At 45.5% G+C, this 21572-nt stretch carries 20 protein-coding genes and 1 other RNA gene; 1 reads left to right on the top strand and 20 read right to left on the bottom strand.

The genetic code is table 11. The features are described 5' to 3' along the window. Positions 1-9: 9 nt before the first annotated feature. From DKT73_RS01415 to tsaE, 20 genes are all read right to left on the bottom strand, one after another. Complete coding sequence (locus DKT73_RS01415) at positions 10-1356, bottom strand: UDP-N-acetylmuramoyl-tripeptide--D-alanyl-D-alanine ligase (protein WP_111636820.1); 1347 nt, start codon at positions 1354-1356, stop codon at positions 10-12. Continuing rightward, positions 1346-2812 carry a UDP-N-acetylmuramoyl-L-alanyl-D-glutamate--2,6-diaminopimelate ligase gene (locus tag DKT73_RS01410; protein WP_111636819.1) on the bottom strand — a complete coding sequence of 489 codons (1467 nt, stop codon included), beginning with the start codon at positions 2810-2812 and terminating at the stop codon, positions 1346-1348. Before DKT73_RS01410 ends, DKT73_RS01415 begins: the two co-directional genes overlap by 11 nt. Further along, positions 2813-4576: a peptidoglycan D,D-transpeptidase FtsI family protein gene (locus tag DKT73_RS01405; RefSeq protein WP_111636818.1), complete on the bottom strand. Its 1764-nt coding sequence runs from the start codon at positions 4574-4576 to the stop codon at positions 2813-2815. After that, on the bottom strand, positions 4573-4851 hold the full coding sequence (ftsL, locus tag DKT73_RS01400) for a cell division protein FtsL (protein ID WP_111636817.1): 279 nt from the start codon (positions 4849-4851) through the stop codon (positions 4573-4575). Before ftsL ends, DKT73_RS01405 begins: the two co-directional genes overlap by 4 nt. After that, positions 4844-5782 (bottom strand): 16S rRNA (cytosine(1402)-N(4))-methyltransferase RsmH, encoded by a 939-nt coding sequence (gene rsmH, locus DKT73_RS01395; RefSeq protein ID WP_111636816.1) that lies wholly within the window; start codon positions 5780-5782, stop codon positions 4844-4846. Before rsmH ends, ftsL begins: the two co-directional genes overlap by 8 nt. Further along, positions 5779-6234, bottom strand: a complete 456-nt coding sequence (gene mraZ / locus DKT73_RS01390; RefSeq protein ID WP_111637167.1) for a division/cell wall cluster transcriptional repressor MraZ — start codon at positions 6232-6234, stop codon at positions 5779-5781. The genes rsmH and mraZ overlap by 4 nt, the downstream gene beginning before the upstream one ends. 233 nt (positions 6235-6467) lie before the next feature. Further along, an RNA gene (rnpB, locus tag DKT73_RS01385) (RNase P RNA component class A) lies at positions 6468-6816 on the bottom strand. Between the two features lie 83 nt (positions 6817-6899). Further along, a complete protein-coding gene (locus tag DKT73_RS01380) occupies positions 6900-8207 on the bottom strand; it encodes a sensor histidine kinase (protein WP_111636815.1) in 1308 nt (435 codons plus the stop codon). Positions 8208-8213: 6 nt separating this feature from the next. After that, positions 8214-8912: a response regulator transcription factor gene (locus DKT73_RS01375; RefSeq protein ID WP_111636814.1), complete on the bottom strand. Its 699-nt coding sequence runs from the start codon at positions 8910-8912 to the stop codon at positions 8214-8216. Positions 8913-9118: 206 nt separating this feature from the next. Then, positions 9119-10417: an adenylosuccinate synthase gene (locus DKT73_RS01370; RefSeq protein ID WP_111637166.1), complete on the bottom strand. Its 1299-nt coding sequence runs from the start codon at positions 10415-10417 to the stop codon at positions 9119-9121. 38 nt (positions 10418-10455) lie between these two features. Beyond that, a complete protein-coding gene (locus DKT73_RS01365) occupies positions 10456-11634 on the bottom strand; it encodes an ATP phosphoribosyltransferase regulatory subunit (protein ID WP_111636813.1) in 1179 nt (392 codons plus the stop codon). A 12-nt stretch (positions 11635-11646) separates the two neighbouring features. Then, positions 11647-11844: a DUF2065 family protein gene (locus DKT73_RS01360; protein ID WP_111636812.1), complete on the bottom strand. Its 198-nt coding sequence runs from the start codon at positions 11842-11844 to the stop codon at positions 11647-11649. A 115-nt stretch (positions 11845-11959) separates the two neighbouring features. Beyond that, positions 11960-12841, bottom strand: coding sequence for a protease modulator HflC (gene hflC / locus DKT73_RS01355; protein ID WP_111636811.1), 882 nt, complete (start codon positions 12839-12841; stop codon positions 11960-11962). Then, positions 12841-14088: an FtsH protease activity modulator HflK gene (gene hflK / locus DKT73_RS01350; protein WP_111636810.1), complete on the bottom strand. Its 1248-nt coding sequence runs from the start codon at positions 14086-14088 to the stop codon at positions 12841-12843. Before hflK ends, hflC begins: the two co-directional genes overlap by 1 nt. A 39-nt stretch (positions 14089-14127) precedes the next feature. Continuing rightward, positions 14128-15417: a ribosome rescue GTPase HflX gene (gene hflX / locus DKT73_RS01345; RefSeq protein WP_111636809.1), complete on the bottom strand. Its 1290-nt coding sequence runs from the start codon at positions 15415-15417 to the stop codon at positions 14128-14130. Positions 15418-15452: 35 nt separating this feature from the next. Further along, positions 15453-15698 (bottom strand): RNA chaperone Hfq, encoded by a 246-nt coding sequence (hfq, locus tag DKT73_RS01340; RefSeq protein ID WP_111607252.1) that lies wholly within the window; start codon positions 15696-15698, stop codon positions 15453-15455. Positions 15699-15788: 90 nt separating this feature from the next. Continuing rightward, positions 15789-16721, bottom strand: coding sequence for a tRNA (adenosine(37)-N6)-dimethylallyltransferase MiaA (gene miaA, locus DKT73_RS01335; RefSeq protein WP_111636808.1), 933 nt, complete (start codon positions 16719-16721; stop codon positions 15789-15791). 1 nt (position 16722) lies between these two features. Then, entirely contained in the window at positions 16723-18648 is a 1926-nt protein-coding gene (gene mutL / locus DKT73_RS01330; protein ID WP_111636807.1) for a DNA mismatch repair endonuclease MutL, read from the bottom strand. A 54-nt stretch (positions 18649-18702) separates the two neighbouring features. Beyond that, on the bottom strand, positions 18703-20031 hold the full coding sequence (locus DKT73_RS01325; RefSeq protein ID WP_111636806.1) for an N-acetylmuramoyl-L-alanine amidase: 1329 nt from the start codon (positions 20029-20031) through the stop codon (positions 18703-18705). A gap of 86 nt (positions 20032-20117) precedes the next feature. Beyond that, positions 20118-20588, bottom strand: coding sequence for a tRNA (adenosine(37)-N6)-threonylcarbamoyltransferase complex ATPase subunit type 1 TsaE (gene tsaE / locus DKT73_RS01320; RefSeq protein ID WP_111636805.1), 471 nt, complete (start codon positions 20586-20588; stop codon positions 20118-20120). A gap of 155 nt (positions 20589-20743) precedes the next feature. On the opposite strand from tsaE, the gene DKT73_RS01315 reads away from it, so the two are divergent. Further along, the gene (locus DKT73_RS01315) at positions 20744-21493 is read left to right on the top strand and encodes a sulfite exporter TauE/SafE family protein (protein WP_111636804.1); all 750 of its coding nucleotides are present in this window, start codon (positions 20744-20746) and stop codon (positions 21491-21493) included. Positions 21494-21572: the final 79 nt, after the last annotated feature.

The raw sequence follows: 21572 nt of genomic DNA, 5'->3' as shown, positions 1-21572 counted from the left end.
AGGATTATCCTAATTAATTAATGCTTCAATGACATTTTCCATTTTAGCAGAGCGAGAGCCTTTGACTAAAATAGCGTGTTTTTTATCTAATGGGCGAACTACTGTCGCCGCTTCATTATGCGTATTACAAAATATTGCATTACCGCCTTCACGTCGAAAAGCCGCACCAGCAATACCCGCTATAGGACCAACACAAATCAAACACGAAATCCCTTTACCCTTAGCATACATCCCTAACTCGTGATGAATAATGTCTCGCTGATCTCCAAGCTCGGCTAACGCCCCTAAAATCAACCAAGTTTCTGCTACCGACTGCATCGCCAATACATCAATTGCCGCTTTGACTGATGACGGGCTGGCATTGTAGCAATCATTAATTAATAGCGCGCCATTTTTTGTCTTAAGGCGCTCTAACCTGCCTGCAACCAACACTGGCGAAGCCAATTTAGCGACCGCTTCTTTAAAATCCACGCCAATGACTAACATGGCTAACACCACTGCCATGCCATTCGCGATTTGATGCCGACCAGCACCAGCAATAAGAACAGGCAGTGCTGCCCCACTATAATGAAATATCGCTGTACTGGAATCCGCACCCAACTCTAAATCAGAGGCATATAAGTCCGCAGACTCAGTAAAACCAAAAGAATACACATTTCGATTAGCCGCAATACCACACCAATAATCGAAAAAAGCGTCGTCTGAATTGAGAATCACGCTTGCATCGGATGCTGCTCCAGAAATCAAACCGCCTTTTTCTTTTGCAATACTCTCAAGACTACCTAAACCTTCGAAATGACTGCCGCTCGCATTCGTCAAAATCACTACGTCAGGGGAGGCAATTTTCGCCAACAGGGGTATTTCACCCACAAAACTGGTACCGGCCTCAATCACAGCAACATCATGCTTCGACTCTAACTCTAACAAGGTCTGCGGGACCCCAATTTGATTGTTTAAATTGGCGCGTGTTTTTAACACATTTTTATCGGAAAGTGACTGCGCCAACCAATCCTTTACGGTTGTTTTACCATTACTGCCGGTAATACATACAACAGGACCTGCAAACGCATCTCGGACCAACCGCGCAATCGCACCATAAGCCAAAGTCGTGTCTGCTACCTTAACATAATTAGGCACATCCAGATCACGATCAGACACAACGGCAACGGCACCATTTTCAACGGCCTGCTTCACATAGTCATGCCCATCAAAGCGCTCACCTTTTAACGCAATAAAAAGACACCCATAGGTCAACTTTCTCGTATCCGTCACAACGGCTTGCAGAACACAATCCTCTCCCACAAGTACGCCACCACAGACCTGAGCAATGTCTGAAAGAGTCACATTAATTAACATAAGCTTCTATCGCCTTCAGCGCCTCTTCTTTATCGTCAAAAGGATGCTTAACACCTTCAATATCCTGATAAGTTTCATGCCCTTTACCCGCCACAAGGACAACATCATTTGGGCCAGCTGACAAAACAGCATTACGGATAGCAACACGACGATCAGGCTCAAAAGTAAATGCCGTATCATCAATTGTCTGCGCCAACACATCAGAAAATATTTGTTCAATAGACTCGGTGCGAGGATTATCAGAGGTTAACCAGACATAATCAGCGTACTGCTGCGCTGCGGCCATCATTAAAGGTCGCTTACCTCTGTCCCTGTCGCCACCGCAACCAAATACACAAATCAATCGACTACTCGAATGCTCCTTCAAGGCTTGTAACGCCACTGCTAGAGCATCTGGCGTATGAGCATAATCAACCACAACAAGAGGCGACTCCGCTAAATGCACTTTTTCCATACGGCCCGGCGCACCAGACAAATAGGATAACCCAGCAATAAGACGCTCTTTATCCTCTACAAAAGCCCACAGGCTGGCCAAAGCCGCCAACACATTTTGCACATTAAAGCGACCTAGCAACGGCAAAAATACGGGGACTTCACCGTCTGGATGACATAGATCAAATCGACACCCTGCCGATTCAAGCACCAATTGTTTAACATAAAAATCGGCCTTTGAATTTTGCTCACTATAATAATAGTGGCGCGAATCAACAGCGCCGTCAGCCATGAAACCAGCGTAAGCATCATCCAAACAAAATACGGAATGCGTCACACTGGGAAACGAAAACAATCGCTGCTTGGCCAGAGCGTATGAATTCATATCGCCATGATAATCAAGATGATCACGGGAAAGGTTAGAAAACACCGCTGTTTGAAAAGACACCCCTTCTAGACGCCCCTGATCCAAAGCATGAGAGGAAGCCTCAAAAGCGACAAAATCTATCCCTGAACCCGCCATATCCATTAATGTCAGATGCATAGACAAAAGATCAGGGGTCGTTTGTTTCGATTCAGATAAATTGTCCAACGGACCCACACCAAAAGTGCCCACCAAACCACTCTTAAAACCAACAAACTGGGCAAGTTGCGCAATGTAAAAACAAATGGACGATTTTCCATTAGTCCCAGTAACCGCAACCATATTTTTCGGCATGCGACCAAAAAAGGTATGTAGACACTCAACCAATAACTTAGCGGGATCGGCAACAGAAATAAGCTCAATATCACTCCGTTGCAAATGAAGATCTTCAGGGACAATGGCCACTTTGCCCCCTAATGCAACGACCTTATCCAAATAGTCCCAACCATTTGAAGCCACGCCTGGTAATGCAAAAAAAACCGCATCACCATCCACTTTTCGACTGTCAGTTTCCAAATGGCTATAAACAGCAGAATGCGGGATACCCTCTGAAGGATATCCCGCTAAATTAAGCAGTTGCTTATGTGACAGTTGACTCATTTAACCACCTTGTACCACCTGATAAGGCGCTTTTTTAGGTTGCAAGCGTACTTCTCTAAGTCCTTCTGGTAAATCAGGGTAAATATTTAACGTGGTTAACGCCCCTTCCATCACTCGAGAAAAAACAGGCGCGGCGACTTCACCACCATAATATTCTCGCCCCTTGGGATCGTTAATCATAACCACCATCGCCAGCCTAGGATCCGATGCGGGAGCAACACCAGCGAAAAGAGCGATATACTGATCGTACTCATACCCCTTAGAACCCACTTTATGAACCGTACCCGTCTTACCGGCAACACGATAGCCGGGTATTTGCGCCGCTTTACCAGATCCACGCTGTACAACTGCTTCCATCATTTTCACCACATCTTGGGCAACTTTCTTTGGAATCACTTGCTTTCCGTCTGCCGGAACGTCTTGTTTAAAAATAGTCACTGGAACGCGATAGCCACCATTGCCTAGCGCCATATAAGCCTGAGCCAACTGCAAAGTAGAGACCGACAAACCATAACCATAAGATAAGGTTGCTATTTCAGATGGATGCCATTTAGGATGAGAAGGCAGCACACCAGATGCCTCACCAGGAAAGCCTATCCCGACCGGAGAGCCAATACCTAACTCATAGTCCATATTCCAGACCGCATCCTGAGGCAGCGACAACGCTATCTTAGATGCGCCCACGTTACTGGACTTGATCAAAAGTTTTTCAAAATCAATCACGCCATAATTAGCCGCGTCGCGAATGGTAAAACGTCCAAATCGCATAAACCCTGGAGAAGTATTAATCGTCGTTTCTGTCGTGTACTGCCCAGACATTAAGGCGGCAGAGATAGTGAAAGGCTTCATTGTGGAGCCAGGCTCAAACAAATCAATCACAGCGCGATTACGTAACTCTTCATATTCAAGTTTTGAACGGTCATTTGGGTTATAGGATGGCTGATTGACCATCGCCAAAATTTCACCCGTTTTTACATCTAAAATGACAGCAGACGCCGACGTAGCTCTATGCTCAGTCACCGCGGCCTTTAGCTCTCGATAAGCCAGATATTGCAACCTAAGATCGATGCTCAGCTCAATATTTTCGCCTGGGTGTTCAGCTTGCTCTACACCCACGCCCCTAATAATATTGCCTGTTAGATCTTTCACATAACTGCGACGGCCAGGCTGCCCTTCCAGGGCTTTATCATAGGCAAGTTCAAGACCTTCTTGCCCCTTATCATCGATATTCGTAAAACCAACAACATGGGAAGCCACTTCACCAGCAGGGTAGAAACGCTTATATTCTTTTGTTTTACTTACACCCACCACATTTGCGGCCATAATAGCCTCTGCTTCATGAGGCGGTATCTGCCGCTTTAAATACATGAACGAACGACCTTTGTTCGCCTCAAATCGCTCTTGCAACCAAGCACGACCAACACCCATCACTTCCGCAAGACGCTTAATTTCTTCTTCTGGCCCGATATTTTGAGAAGGATCTCTTGGTAATTTCCACAACGCTTTAGGATTCGCAATAATCGTCCACGTGGGCGTACTAACCGCCAAAGGTTCACCTCGACGATCCAAAATCATACCCCGCGTAGCGGGTATAGCCTCTGTTCTAACCGCGCGAATTTCACCCTGATTTTGCAAAAAGGCTTTATCGACAACCGTCAGATAAAAGAGACGACCGCCCGCGATAAGAAACAGCAGCAACGCGATGCCGTATACAAATATGAAGCGCCATTTTCCTGGAGTTTGAACACTGTTTTCAATATTCATGGTTTCACTATTATCAATTCATCCTGAGAAGGTGCGTGCATTTTTAAATCTTTAATGGCCGCCTGTTCCAAGCGGCTAGGCTGAGTAAGTGCACTTTGCTCAAGCAGCAACTGCCCCCACTTCACCTCATAATCCACTTCATCTTGTTTAAGCGTCTGCAAATAAGAGAAGTTTTTCCTAAAATCATATACTTGGATCACCACCGCAATAGACACCAGAGTCAACAACACAACCCCAATCACAAACACCAGCGGCAAGTGACGTGTCTTAATCACTGACTCGCTCCAAAACACGTAAAACAGCACTTCTTGACCTTACGTTTTCACTTACTTCGGTTTGAGAAGGCTTAATCGCCTTACCTACCGTTTTAAACTTAATATCGAGATGGGCATTTTGAATCGGCAAATGCCTTGGCAACTCAGGTCCCTTCGCTTTCAACTTCATAAAGCGCTTCACAATACGATCTTCTAATGAATGGAAGCTGATAACCGCTAACCGACCACCCACCTTCAAAGCTTCCGCCGCCGCATCAAGGCCTGTTTCAAGATCTCCCAACTCATTATTGATATGAATCCGAATACCTTGAAAAGCGCGAGTAGCAGGATTTTTACCTTTTTCCCAAGCTGGATTGGCCTCTGCAATGATTTTTGCCAGTTGCAGCGTGGTTAAAATAGGCGTGTGGGCACGATAGTCACAAATAGCCTTTGCAATACGACGAGAAAAACGTTCTTCGCCGTATTGATACATCACATCGGCTAGCTCCTTTTCGTGAACCGTAGCAACCCATTGAGCAGCACTAATGCCTTTGTCTGGATTCATGCGCATGTCAAGTGGGCCATCATTCATAAAACTAAAGCCACGCTCAGCATCATCAATCTGAGGAGAAGAAACTCCCAAATCCATCATGACACCATCTACTTTATCCACACCAAACACGGCCGAAATATGCTCTGCCATATTCGCAAAACTGTCTTGAACAATCGTAAAACGAGCATCTTCTTGCTCTAAAGACTTGCCATGACGAATCGCCACTGGATCTTTATCAAAACCAAGCAAACGTCCATTCTCAAGTCTTTCCAGCACCAAACGAGTGTGACCACCACGGCCAAACGTGCCATCTACATAAAGACCATTTGCGTCGGTTACTAGCATATCGACGGACTCATTAAGCATGACGCTTATGTGTTCTGCCATCGTCTTTGTCATAAAGAAATATCCATCATGGTTTCTGTTTGTAAGTCACCAAGCGCATCTTGGGACAAATAATCTTCGCGCTGCGCTTCCCATTCTTCTTGGCTCCAAATTTCTAATTTTTTACCTTGACCCAGAATCGTTAGCTTTTTATCCAAACGCGCAAATTCGCGCAGCGGCGCGGGTAACAAAATTCGGCCCGCATTATCCACTTCTAAATCGGTTGCATGTCCCACTAAAAGACGCTGAAGACGCCTAGCCTGCGGCTGAAAAGTAGGCAATTTATCGAGCTTTTGTTGAATCAACTCCCACTCAGACAAGGGATAAAGCAGTAAGCATCGAGAGACAGGATCTATGGTGACAACCACGCCGTTATCATCATATTGGGCCAAATCATCACGCAAGCGTGCTGGAAGCGACATACGCCCCTTTGCATCCACACTTACTTGATGAATCCCACGAAACATTGTCATATCCCACTTATCGACACTTTATCCCACAATTTAACACCTTTTCACCAAAATAGTAAAAAAATATTACGTAAAGATATAAACACGCCAAAAAAGACACAAAAAAACCGCCCCAAAGGCGGCTCTTGATCAAAATAAATCCGTAGAAACGCAAAAAAACCAGATGCCATAAAGCAATCTAGTCACTAAGAAATTGATTTTAGTTTGGAAAAAAAATAAGAAAGGAAAAAATTGCAAGTTGGCCGATAAGCCGGGTTCTGTCGTGGACAGTCATTCATCTAATACGTACATCACTGCACGTCTCTAGCAACCTACCCGAACTCAGCGCGGGTCACGCCAAAGAGTTCCTATTTGGTCTTGCTTCAAGTGGGGTTTACCTAGCCACGAACTGTTACCAGTCGCGCGGTGCGCTCTTACCGCACCATTTCAACCTTACCGGCAGTAAACTGCTTAGGCGGTGTATTTTCTGCTGCACTTTCCGTAGGCTCACGCCCCCCAGGCGTTACCTGGCACTTTACCCTGCGAAGCCCGGACTTTCCTCCCCCCAATAAATTGAGCGGCGACTGCCTAGCCAACTTGCGACGGGCATGTTACTTACCTATGAGGACAATAACAAGGGCTTTCTTCCAAATAAAAGCACACAATACTCTCTAGTACATTCACTAGGCTACAGGGAGCTGAAAACACACCTCTAATCCACCCTCCTCACGATTACGAGCCATTATTTGCCCCTTGTGCGCCCTGATAATACGTTGCGATATAGTAAGACCAACACCAAAGCCGCCACTGTTCGCCTCCCGAGCCTCAGAAGAACGATAAAAAGCGTGAAATATTTTCTCCAGCTTATCGTCAGAAACGCCAGGACCATTATCGCGCACATAAATAAAGGCCGTCCCCGCTTTCTCCAGAGTTTCCACTTCAATAACACCCCCACAACCGGCATAAAAACACGCATTGCGGAGCACATTCTCTATCGCATGACGCAATTGAAGAGGATCGCCCAAAATGGTTTTCGGCATACGACCAATTTTTGTCACCGAAATCCCCTTAAGCTGACTTTCAAAACTCACATCCGCAACAATTTCACTCAGCCACTCTTGAAGATCCATCTCCTCTTTTATAAGAGAGGCTGCCTCTAGGCGACTTAAAGTCAACACCTGTCCAATTAACTCATCAAGCTCATGAAGCTCAGTGCGAATGCGATGAAGATAACCTTTCTGCGCCTCAGTCCCATACTTATCTTCCGCAATCGTCAGCGCCACCTCAATTCGAGCAAGTGGCGTTCTTAACTCATGAGAAACATCGCGCATCAGACGCTCCTTTGAAGACAAAAGCGTTTCTATTCTGACTGCCATTTCATTAAACTCACGCGCCAACTTACCCACCGCATCACTTCTGCGCGCCAGCTTATTCTCCACCCTAGCGGTCATGTCTCCCTGACCAAAGGAGCGAGCCACGCGTTGCAACTTAAGCAAAGGCCCCAGCAACCAATAAGCCAACACACCACTTGAAACCAATAGTCCAAGTAAAGAAAAACCAACAACCGCTTCAGGGGCTAACGAGCTAATTTCGGGATCAGGCTTAAATATCAGCAAGTACTGGACATTATTACCACCAATCACCTGAATAAATTGACTGTGCAAGAAATCCGCCGCTGGCCGAGTTGATGAACTCGGCGTATTCTGCTCTCTAAAGTTACGCGGCAAAGGCTTAAGAAGAGGTCGACCATTTTCTTGATACAAGTAAATGGTCCCAGACAAGCGCTTCTCTGCCTTTTTCGTTTCCTCTTGCAAGGAAACAATACCAAACTTTTCATACCCAGCGACCAACTGAACACCGACATCACCCAGCAAATCAGCGGACACCTGGTTGCGTTTCTGAATAAACTGCACCATCCCTAAACCAATACTAACCACAATAATATTGGACAGTAACACCACCAGAAACACACGCAGAAAAGTATTTTTCATAAAAGATTAAGCACCCTGCTCATTTGACACAAAAATATAACCAACACCACGCACCGTCTTAATTCGAGGGTCGCCGTTCTCTAAGCTGCCTATCTTCTTACGCAAATTACTGATGTGCATATCCAAACTGCGATCGTACATGGTTAATTTACGACCCAAAGCCTTTTCAGAAAGCTCTTGCTTTGTTAAAACCTGACCGGGCGCCATCAACATACATTCTAATAACGTGTATTCAGAGGTCGTTAACTCTACCAACTCCCCCTCAAGGTAAACTGTTCGATCTTTACGACGCAACAAAACACCAGAAAGATCAATGTCCGCCGTTGGGTCATCTTCACGCTCCTGACTTGCGCGACGTAAAATCGCCTTAATGCGAGCCAGTAATTCACGCGGATTGAATGGTTTTGACAAATAATCGTCCGCGCCCATTTCCAACCCTAGAATACGATCAATATCATCGCCTTTTGCTGTCAACATAATGACAGGCACAGCACTCTTATTACGAATCTGCTTTAACGTTTCAAAGCCATCCAATTCCGGCATCATGACATCAAGAATAATAATGTCAGGCATGTCGGCCGCCATCAACTCTAAAGCCTCGCGACCATTCCAAGCATGAGCAACTTCATAGCCCTCACCATCAAAGTATTCCTTTATTAGATCCGACAAACGAGCATCATCATCAGCAAGCAATAACTTAACCATAAATATTTCCTCTCATTTTTCCATTATTTAGCAGACGGTTACATCGCCATAAGTTCAATTGTAAATATTACCTTAGCGCCCAGCAAACTCCTCCCCCTCTTTTCACTCTATTTACAAAGAATGCTAATATGATGAACTTAGCGACCCACAAAAACAAAAAAAGCCGCAAAATGCGGCTTTTTTACAACAATATAAATGACTAACGCTTACTGCTTGAAGGGATCGCGCAACACAATCGTTTCATTACGATCAGGGCCAGTAGAAATAATATCCACCGGTACGCCAACCTGCTCTTCCAAGAAGCGGATATAATCTTGAGCATTTTTAGGCAAGGCCTCGAAGTTTGGCGCCCCCACCGTTGACTCAGTCCAACCAGGCATTTCTACGTACACTGGCTTAGCTTGCTCATACCCCTCACTGTCAACCAATGAACCCGCAACTGGATTACCGTCTGCGTCCGCATAAGACACACAAACTTTAATCACAGAAGAGCCGTCCAATACATCCAATTTAGTCAAACAGATGCCAGATACGGAGTTGATTTGAACCGCATGACGTAAAGCCACCGCATCAAACCAACCGCAGCGACGAGAACGGCCCGTTGTTGCACCAAACTCATGACCACGACGACCTAAACGCTCACCGTCTTCATCAAACAATTCTGTTGGGAACGGACCCGACCCTACGCGAGTGGTGTAAGCTTTCGTAATACCCAACACATAGTCCAAGTACAAAGGACCAAACCCTGTACCCGCTGGCGCTCCACCTGCTGTGGTATTGGAAGAAGTTACGTAAGGATACGTACCATGATCCACATCCAGCAATGAACCTTGAGCACCTTCGAACATAATGTTCGCACCCGCTTTACGCAAATCGTGAAGCAAGGTAATAGTGTCAGCAACCATTGGACGCAAGAACTCGGCCATTTCTAGGCCTTCCGCATAGACCTGATCAAAAGAGATAGGCTCTACTTTATGATAATTCGTAAGAATGAAGTTGTAGTACTCAAGCACTTCTTTCAGTTTGGCAGCAAAGCGCTCAGAATCCAACAAGTCACCAACACGGATAGCACGACGCGCCACCTTGTCTTCGTATGCTGGCCCAATACCACGCCCAGTGGTACCTATTTTCTTCTCGCCCTTAGCAAGCTCACGAGCCTGATCAATAGCAATGTGATAAGGCAAAATAAGTGGGCAAGCCGCACTGATTTTTAAACGTTCAACGACTGGCACACCCTGCTCAAGCAACTCCAGCATTTCTGTCTTCAACGCTGCCGGAGACAAGACAACACCATTACCTATAATGCATTGCACGCCATCACGCAAAATACCAGAAGGAATCAAATGCAAGACCGTTTTCTTGCCATCGATCACCAAGGTATGGCCAGCATTGTGACCACCTTGAAAACGTACAACTGCAGCAACATCCTCAGTAAGTAGGTCTACAACCTTACCCTTACCTTCATCGCCCCATTGAGTGCCTAGAATAACAACATTTTTACCCATAATTTCAGGTCTCATTTAGATAGTTCTTAAAGAAAAGTCTAGCTTCGAAGCGGCAACAACTGCCAAGCCCCATCCACAAAATCCAACTTAAAATCAGCGCTTCCAGCGTAAAGGTCGTCTAAAACCTCAACAACTTGATAACCCTCAGCACGCAGAGAATTTACCTTTAACCAAAGCTCGTTACTTGAGCAAATTGGTGACAGTACTGTTTTTGGTTTATTAACAACAATATCTGTCAAAGAAACCAAAGCTTTTACATCCGTGCTAAAACCTGTAGCAGGCCTAGACCGACCAAATACTTGGCCAATATTATTGTAACGCCCACCACGAGCAATCGCATTTCCGTGACCAGGAACATACGCCGCAAACACCACACCGGTATGATAGCTATAAGAAACCAAATCACTTAAATCAAAATGCAAGCCAACATTAGGAAAACGCTGACAGATAGAACGACTTACTTGCTGCAACAAAACAATCGCATCACGAATGGATTCATTAACATCACCAAGTAGCTCAGATGCACGCTTCAGAACATCTTCGCCACCACACAAACGCGGCAAGTTAACCAACCACTGCTTTTGAACATCACGCAGATCATTTAAACTTTCAACATAGCGGTCTAATTCAGGCAAATCTTTCGCCTTATAAAGCTCAATCAGCTTTTTTTCCTGATCCGCATTCAAATCACAAGCAGCCAGCACGCCGCTTACAACATCAACATGACCCAAATCAAGCACAACATTTGAAAGACCGGCGACAGACAAAGTTTGCAACATCAAAGACAGCACTTCGATATCACTCTCTACTCCACCATGGCCATAAATTTCTGCACCTAATTGAATAGGGCTACGAGTACCATCCAATCCAGCTGGCATCGTCCTCAAAACACTACCACAATAACTCAAACGCTGAACCCCATCATCCTTAAGACAATGAGCGTCAATACGAGCCACTTGAGAAGTAAAATCAGCGCGTATTCCCAAAAGTCGACCTGATAATTGGTCAATCACTTTAAAGGTTTCAATTTCTAGGTCTGAACCAGCACCCGTAAGAAGGGAATCCAAATACTCTAAAAGAGGGGGTATTACTAATTGATATCCCCAGCTTTCATGGAGATTAAGCAGAGTTCTTCTAAGATGTTCGATTTTAGCCGCCTGCTCAGGCAACGCTTCATCAACGCCCTCAGGAAGCAACCAACGATCTGCTAATGTCATTAAATTATCCTCTTAGCTTCGTGTCAGCAAAAGAAGTATTAATCCAAGAAACATACTAACCGCCCCCAGAATGCGCAAATTCAAATCTGAGCTCGCGATGGCTTTTACCATTATTTCCCTCCACACATTTGGAGCCAGAAAAGGCAAAACACCCTCGGCGATCAATAAAAGGCTGACGCCAACCAGCAGCGACTGCAACAATTCCTGCATAGATTCTCTTTATTTTGACCATTAAAAAACCGGGCTGGGCCCGGTTTGTGTAATAGTATCATGTTTCCCATTTTAACAAATAGGCTTCACGAACGATTATTGACGAATATGGACGCTATTTCGTACCGCCACGAACTGAACTATTCAAATACTTGAAGAATTCACTGTCTGGTTCAAGTACAAACAGATCACTGCTGCCATTAAAGCTTTCGCGGTAAGCCTGAAGACTACGATAAAATTCATAGAATTCTGGGTCCTGCGTATAGACTTTAGAATAAATAGCCGCCGCTTTAGCATCGCCATCACCACGTATCATTTCAGCGTCACGCTGCGCTTCTGCTTCAAGAACAACCTGCTGACGATCTGCATCAGCACGTATACCTTCCGCAAGCTCCAAACCTTTCGATCTATGCTCACGAGCTTCACGCTCACGCTCCGTTCTCATACGCTGATAAACAGACTCACTCACATCAGGCGGTAGGTCGATTCGCTTAACACGGATATCAACGATAGAAATACCTAACTCATTCTGAGCCACACGATTTAAATCGTCACGCAACTCGGTCATCAACTGATCTCGCTGACCAGAAACCACCTCATGCATGGTTCGTTCACCGAACTTATTACGCAACCCTGTATCAACACGGGAAGACAAAACTCGGTTCGCAACAAACTCATCACCCGATGTGGCCTGATAAAACTTAGCGACAGAATCGATTTTCCATTTAACATAAGAATCCACGATAACCGCTTTCTTCTCTAGCGTTAAATAACGCTGAGGACGCGAGTCCATCGTTAGAATTCGTGCATCAAACTTCTTAACTTCATTCATAATCGGCAGTTTAAAGTGAATGCCAGGCTGAACATCTTCCCGAACAATCTCACCAAACTTAAGCACAACCGCACGCTCTGTTTCTTTGACGACAAAAAGCGTCTGAGAAGCAATTAACACACCGAGAAGAACAACAAATAAAACTGAAAAAGAAAAGCCTTTCATTAGTTTCTGCCCTCTCTACGAATAGTTGCACTTTGGCGCTTACGTATTTCATCAAGCACTTGATCTGTTAGCGCCCCAATATTTCCAGAGCTCATAGAACCGGTACCAGTAGATGACTCAGCACGCTGCTTCATCAGCTGATCCAAAGGCAAGTACATCATGTTGTTTCCACCCTCAGTATCAACAACAACCTTATTCACATCTTTGTAGACCGTTTCCATCGTTTCAATATACAAACGACGACGAGTTACGTCTGGCGCTTTTGTATACTCACGATACAAACGATCGAAACGATCCGCCTGACCACTTGCCCGAGCAACAATCTCAGAGCGGTAAGCTTCAGCTTCTTCACGAATACGCTGCGCACGTCCACGAGCTTCAGGAATGATACCATTCGCATAAGACTCAGCTTCATTTCGTACACGCAACTCATCTTCTTTGGCTTTGATAACGTCATCAAACGCTTCCTGCACCTGAGTTGGCGCCTGAGTATTCTCAACGTTCACTTTCGAAATCAATACACCAGTTCCGTACGCTGTACTGTAATCTTGAATTCTCACCTTCACTTCTTCAGCCAACAACTCTCGGCCTTGAGTAAGAATTTGATCCATTTCAGAACTACCAACAACATGGCGAAGCGCACTTTCTGTTATCTGAGCAAGAGATTCTTCAGGATTACGCACGTTAATCAAGAAATCCTTAGGATCTTGAACAGAATACTGAACAGACACACCCACTTCAACAATAGCATCATCAACTGTCAGCATGAGTGCCTTGTGATCATGAGAACGCACTTTAGTAACATTCACTTTACTAACTGAGTCAATCATTGGTGGATTCCAATGTAACCCCGGCATAACAGTAGAGTGATATTTACCCAAACGAAGCACAACACCTCGCTCCTGTTGGTCCACCTGATAAACCCCTGTCGCCGCCCACAAAGCAAGCAAAGCCAACAGAACAATCGCAATCAGACTACCGCCAAATTTGCCAGACATGCCGGAATCACCACCGTTAGGGCCACCAGACTTGCGGGATTTTTTAACCCCCAACATGTCCATCAGCTTACGGAATGCTTCATCCAAATCTGGAGGGCTTTGATCTTTGCCTCCAGTTGGTTTACGACCCCAAGGATCATTATCGGCGTCTTTCTCACGACCTCCGTCCGGGCGCCCAGCACCATTATTACGGTTCTTATCTGGATTCCATGGGTCATTGTCGTTATTACCCGGTTCATTCCAGGCCATACTACGTCTCCACTTATTTTAATGATAACCCTGTATAACTCACGCTACCTCTATCTGATCTTCAGACATTCCCGCACGAGCCAAAATCTGTAAATAGTCTTTTTTAGGCAACTTCACATCAAGAACAGAACGACCACTTTCATCGAAACGCTCCGATCTGACAGCACCATGCTCAAACAGCATCGCCCTTATGCGCCCATACTTACTGGACAAATAAAGTGTTTCACTAAAAACATCCTCCGCCAATAGCTCAGAGATGGCCTGTTTAAGCAAATCAACACCTTGACCATCACGAGCAGACAACCAAACTCGGAAAGGGTTCCCGTCAGCGTCTCTATCGATACGAGGTTCCGTATCAGCCAAAGCGTCTATTTTGTTAAATACTTTCAACATTGGCACCTCATCGGCACCAATTTCTTTTAATACTGAATCAACATGCGCCATATTCTCATCACGAGAAATGTCTGCAGCGTCAACCACATGCAAAAGTAGATCCGCCTCAGACGACTCTTTTAAAGTCGCCTGAAATGCTTTAATCAAACGGTGTGGTAACTGTCGAATAAAACCTACGGTATCCGCCAATACAATAGAGCCAATTTGCTCCATCTCAAGGCGACGCAAGGTTGGATCCAATGTTGCAAACAGCTGATCTGCGGCGTACACATCCGCCCCTGTCGCTCGGTTGAATAAAGTCGACTTACCTGCGTTTGTATAACCCACTAATGACACAGTAGGCACAGCAGATCGGTCACGAGATCGACGACTCTGGTCGCGCTGTGACTCCACTTTTTCCAATCTTTTCTGAATAGACTTGATACGCTCTCTTAACAAGCGACGATCTGTCTCAAGCTGAGTCTCACCTGGCCCACGCATGCCTATCCCGCCTTTTTGGCGTTCTAAGTGCGTCCAACCTCGAATAAGACGAGTTGACATATGCTGCAACTGAGCCAACTCAACTTGCAACTTACCTTCATGAGTACGTGCTCGTTGTGCAAAGATATCAAGGATTAAGCCTGTACGATCAAGCACACGACATTGAAAAACACTTTCTAAATTGCGCTCTTGGGAAGGAGACAAAGCATGATCGAAAAGAACGACTTGCGCCCCTTCACGATCAACAATGTCTTTTATTTCAGCTAGCTTACCAGTACCGATAAAGTACTTAGCATCAGGACGCTGACGAGACCCCGTTACAACCGCAACAGGATCAGCGCCAGCCGAAATAGCAAGCTCAACAAACTCTTCAGGCCCATAAGATTCACTTTGATCACGAAAATCTATATGGACCAATACAGCTATTTCACCACTATCTGGACGTTCAAAAAACAATCTGGTATTCCTCTGCTTGCCCTATTAAAGACAAACTATTCAGCAGCATCTTCCGGCTGATCAGGAGACGGGACGCGGATAGTACGAGAAGGCACTACCGTAGAAATGGCGTGTTTATAAACCATCTGACTAACGGTATTTTTCAACAGAATCACAAACTGATCGAATGATTCGATTTGACCTTGAAGTTTAATTCCATTTACAAGAAAGATAGACACTGGCACTCTTTCTTTGCGTAGAATATTTAGATAAGGGTCTTGTAATGATTGCCCTTTTGACATTGGAATCTCCTTAAGTTAAGCGCAAAAAATTAAATTAAATATTGATAAAACAATACCGTAGATACTACACCAATTTTTTATCTATTTCCCCTATATAATCCTGCTTTCGATGTAATTCAAGGCATCAGGCACAAGATCTTTTGACAAACTGTCAAAAATCATCAAATCCTCCCACCCCCTTAGCCAAGTAAGCTGTCTCTTTGCCAGCTGACGAGAAGCAACGATACCTTTAAAGATAGCATCATCTAGCAAATCGTCACCGTCTAAATATTGCCATAATTGTCTATAACCGACACAACGCATAGAAGGCATCTCAATAGACAAATCTCCTCGGCGATATAAGCTCTCCACTTCCGCCAAAAAACCTTGGCTCATCATGTCGTAAAAGCGCTGTTCAATACGCTGATGCAAAACACTCCGCTCTTTCGGCATCACAGCCAAATTAATCATGTCAAACGGCAACGACACGGAGTCTTGCTCTGCCCAAAGTTGAGTCATAGACTTGCCAGTCAAACGAAACACCTCGATCGCCCTTTGCAAACGCTGCGGATCGTTAGGATGTATGCGCAGAGCCGCCTCAGGATCCACCTTTTGCAGCTCCTCATGCAGCGACGCCCAACCTTTGATGGACGCCTCCTCTTCAATAATAGCGCGCAATTCAGGATTTGCATTGGGCATTTCAGCCAATCCTTTTTGCAGCGCATTAAAATACATCATGGTTCCGCCTACTAGCAGCGGAACCTTCCCTTTTGAGAGAATATCTTGCGCGTGCTCAACGGCATCTAGGACAAAATCTGCGGCCGAATAAGACTCAACCGGATCGATGATATCAATCAATCTGTGCGGCGCTTTTGCCAACAGATCAGCGTCTGGCTTAGCCGTTCCAATGTCCATCCCCTTGTAAACAAGCGCCGAATCCACACTGATAATTTCAAAATCATGATGCTGCGCAAGCTCAACAGCCAGCCCAGTCTTACCGGAAGCCGTTGGCCCCATTAAACAAACTACATGTGGCTTTGCCATATCAACGCCCTCTCAAAAAGAGTTTATCTAAATCGGACATGCTCAAATGCGCCCATGTTGGTCTACCATGGTTACACTGCCCACTTCGTTCTGTCACTTCCATATCACGAAGAAGGCTATTCATCTCCGCAACAGTCAGTTTACGATTCGCTCGAACCGCGCCATGACAAGCCATTGAGGCCATTAATTCATTTGCCCGCGACGCCAACAAATCAGAGACCCCATTCGCGGATAAATCACTGATCACATCACGCACCAAACCTTCCACATCGCCACGAATCAGTATAATAGGCACTTCGCGCACCATGACACTTTCCAATCCCGCCCGCTCAACACAAAAGCCAAACGCACTAAATACATCAGCACTTTCTTCAACAAGATCCGCTTCACTCTGCGATACGGCAATATTAATAGGCACCAATAGCGGCTGGGAGGCAATGTTTTTTTGATAAAAAGCCGTCTTCATGCGCTCATAAACAATCCGTTCATGGGCGGCATGCATATCCACCAAAATAAGCCCTTGCTCACTTTCAGAAAGAATATAAACACCATGCAATTGCGCGACAGCAAAACCTAATGGCGGCACAGTTTGATAATCCGACTCTGACCTCACAAATGAGCCTTCACTTTCTCCTAGGCTATTTAACGGTGGAACTTCCCTGATTTCGCCAGTCTCTGGATCCACTATCTCAGTGGAAGAGACATATTCTTGGGCATAACCAGAGAGACGACGCATCCCATCAAGCTGCCCACGCACCTCAGAGACATCTGGAGAGCTAGACGTCGATCTCATCCAGTCCATAGAAGACGACGCAGACCGATTAGACAAGGGCAGAGCAGATTGCTCAGTAATATCCACGGCACGAGATAACGCCTCACCACCCACCGATTGACTCATACCCGTCGGGGCAGCATCAGACTCTGGCCGCACATCGGCAATCGCCTTATGGATACGACTGAACAGAAAATCATGCACCAGTCGCCCATCACGAAAACGCACCTCATGCTTAGTAGGGTGCACGTTAACGTCCACAGTGGCGGGATCTAACTCAAGATACAGAACAAAAGTTGGATGCCGACCATTATACAAAACATCTCGATAAGCTTGACGTACAGCATGAGCAACCAATTTGTCTTTAACCACGCGACCATTAACAAAGAAATATTGCAGGTCGGCCTGAGAGCGAGAAAACGTCGGCAGACCTATCCACCCCCACAGACGCAACCCCGCCGCCTCAACATCAAGGGTTAAAGCGTTTTCAATAAACTTTTTCCCCAACAAGGTTGCTAATCTATGTTCAGCGTGGAGCTGATCGGTGACGGGCCTAAGATCGTAAACCTGCTTACCATTGTGACTGAGACGAAAACCGGTTTCGTAACGACTCAGCGCCAGTCGCTTCACCACCTCTTCCAAATGGACAAACTCTGTTTTTTCAGTGCGCAAAAACTTACGTCGAGCAGGGGTATTAAAAAACAAATCTCGCACTTCAATGGTCGTACCCTGAGGATGGGAGGCAGGACGCACCGCCGCCGCCATGTCTTTCCCCTCTGCTTCAACACGCCAAGCCTCTTGTTCATTTTCAGCACGGGAAGTAAGATGCATTCGAGACACAGAACTAATACTAGCCAAGGCCTCGCCACGAAAACCGAGCGTTTTTACCGCCTCTAAATCATCCAACGTCACAATTTTGCTTGTCGCATGACGACTCAAAGCCAACGAAAGATCGTCTTTCATTATGCCAGTGCCATTGTCACGTATTTTTATGCACCTAACCCCACCCTGCTCCACATCGATATCAAGCTGTGAGGCACCGGCATCCAGACTGTTTTCAAGCAACTCTTTTACAACGGAAGCGGGTCGTTCAACCACCTCTCCCGCAGCAATTTGGTTAGCTAGACGTGGGGATAAAAGATTAATTCTTTGCATGAACGACCTTCAAAAAATGACACCCCTCCATGTAGAAGGGGTTTAAATATGGCGTTATCCGGCAGGAATAACAAGCTTCTGACCAACCCAAATAACATCATTACTAAGGTTATTAGCTTGACGCAGAACCGGTAAAGAAACTTGATTACGTCGTGCAATTTCAGACAAGGTATCCCCTTTACCAACCGTATAAACACGTTCGGTATGTTTGTTTTGTTTCCATGCCACCAAGGAACCATCAGGGGCATTTTTAGTGAAATACCCAATCACACCTTTGGCTATAGAGGCTGCAATCTTGACTCGATACGCCTTACTGGCTAGATTTTTCGCTTCTGTGCTGTTGGAGACAAACCCAGTTTCAATCAAGATAGATGGAATATCAGGCGATTTGAGAACGACAAAACCCGCCTGCTGAACACTATCTTTATGCAACACAGCAACATTTTTCATTTCGCCTAAAACACTGTCCCCCACATTCAAACTCATTTGAATGGTTGAGTTCATGGACATATCAAGCAGCACCTCGGCCAGCAGCTGATCTTTATCATCCAGTGAAATACCGCCCACCAAGTCAGCAGAATTTTCTTGCTGAGCCAACCAGCGACCCATTTCAGAAGTTTTACCGCTCAATGATAGCGCCCACACCGAAGCGCCACGAGCACTCGCCTTGGTAAAGGCATCGGCATGTATGGAAATTAAGAGATCCGCATTGGCCTCACGCGCCACCCGAGAACGATCACGCAGCTGAAGATACGTATCTGTAGATCGTGTCAACACCGCCTTAAAACCATCTACAGCGTTAATTCGACTTGCCAACTCTTTACCGATAGACAGCACGATGTCTTTTTCACGCACATTATGTTGCCCCAAAGCACCAGGATCCTTGCCGCCATGGCCCGGATCAATCGCAATCACGATATCGCGCTTCTCTTTTGACAAGTTTGCCACGCTTTTGACGACAGTGGCAGGTTTTTGAACACCGTACTCAAGCTCAACCAGTATGCGCGGGCCATACGTACCATTTGCCGCCAACACCGTACTCTTGGCCTTAGCTGCTTGCGCCAAATCAAGCACAAAACGCACGCCATCATTACGTTTAGCATAGCGGACACGCATCAACACATCGGACGACAGAGCAGACAACCCATCCACCACCGATGCTTGTAGATTGACGCCACTGACGTCCAAGACAATTCTCTCAGGATTTGAGAGCGGAAAAATCCGATGCTCAGAAAGCGCAGAAAGCTCAAAAACCAAACGTGTCACCCCTTCTTGCTGGGCAACACGAATATCTCTAACTTCTGCCGCAAACACATTTAAACATGCGACAGACAGGATCAAATTAATAAAAACAAAAAGACAAGTTTGAAATTTAGTATGCATATCAGACAGCTAGCTAGTATATCTGACACACTATAACCGCTGATTAAGCGGATCTCAATCTTACGAATAGTAAAGACATCTATACATCAAGAAGTTATAGCCTCTCCTAGAACATTTAACGCCACATTACCCTTTTCTGATTGCGCAATAAAAGAAACATGACGCCCTTGTCGTATCAATTGCAACGAAATCACCAAATCCGCCTCAGGGAGAACACCACGTCCCATTTCAGCCCATTCAATCAGACACAGACTGCCTACCGTGAAATAGTCACGGATCCCCATAAACTCAAGCTCTTCGGCATTTCCAACCCGATAAAGATCAAAATGGTAAGCCTCTAAACCAGCAAATTCATATGGCTCAACAATCGTATAAGTGGGACTCTTAACTGGGCCTTGATACCCCAAACCGCGCAACATCCCCCTTACCAACGTGGTTTTGCCCATCCCCAGATCACCCTCTAAATAAACAACTCCGCCACCTTTCAGCGCCTTAGATAGAGTTTCTCCCAAGTTTTCCATGGCCTCTTCACCATAAATTTCTTTTTCTATTCGCATCAACACCAACCCTTCTCACAGAAAAATATACGCAACCTAGAACAATAACCGCAATTCTAATACACAAGTCTTTTGAAACAAGCATCAATGGCGCATAATTAGTATGTTAGAGAGCCTCAACCACAAACAACACCGCACATTAAGGACACCTATCTATGGATTGGTTTCTCATCTCACTGATTGGTATTGCTGTTTTTATCACTGGCATTTCGAAAGGGGGATTTTCTGGCGCATTTGGCATTCTCGCCGTACCACTCATATCCTTACAAACCTCCCCCACCCTAGCGGCTGCCATCATGCTACCCATTCTCTGCATCATGGATATATTTACCGTGCAAAAATTTTGGCGGAAATGGAACACAGAGCAACTACTCAAATGCATTCCCGCCGCGATCGTTGGCGTTATTATTGGCGGCTTAACAGCGTCATGGTTCTCAATTGAATGGCTAAAAATCATGGTCGGCATTATAGCGGTGGGATTTACACTCAACTCATGGCCAAGAAAAAACACCCGCACCACACGAAAACCGCTTAGCGCTATAGTTGGCAGACTGTGGTGTTGCCTAGGTGGGTTTACCAGCTTTATCGCCCATGCTGGCGGACCACCAATGAGTGTATATTTACTTAGAACCAATCTTGATAAAACCCAATACGTGGCCACCGCAGCGGTGATTTTCACCGCCATCAATTACGTTAAATTGATCCCTTATGGCATGCTAGGGCAACTCAACACCGACAATATACTATTGTCGCTTAGCTTTACGCCCATCGCTTTTCTTGGGGTACAACTTGGCGCATGGTTACACTATAAAATATCCACAGAATGGTTTTTTAAAGCCATGTATAGCTGTCTTTTTTTAACAGGATTAAAACTAATATGGGATGGTACTTCCGCACTAAGTTAGCGGACAAAGTGAGTGAAATAAGTTAGCGGACAACCGCCCACTAACTTATTTAGAGGCTAACGCTCAATTCAAAAGGTTG

This window comes from Marinomonas shanghaiensis, from assembly GCF_003259175.1.
Lineage (GTDB): Bacteria > Pseudomonadota > Gammaproteobacteria > Pseudomonadales > Marinomonadaceae > Marinomonas > Marinomonas shanghaiensis.
The sequence above is the reverse complement of the archived record's forward strand: the minus strand, read 5'-3'. Positions and strand labels throughout refer to the sequence as shown.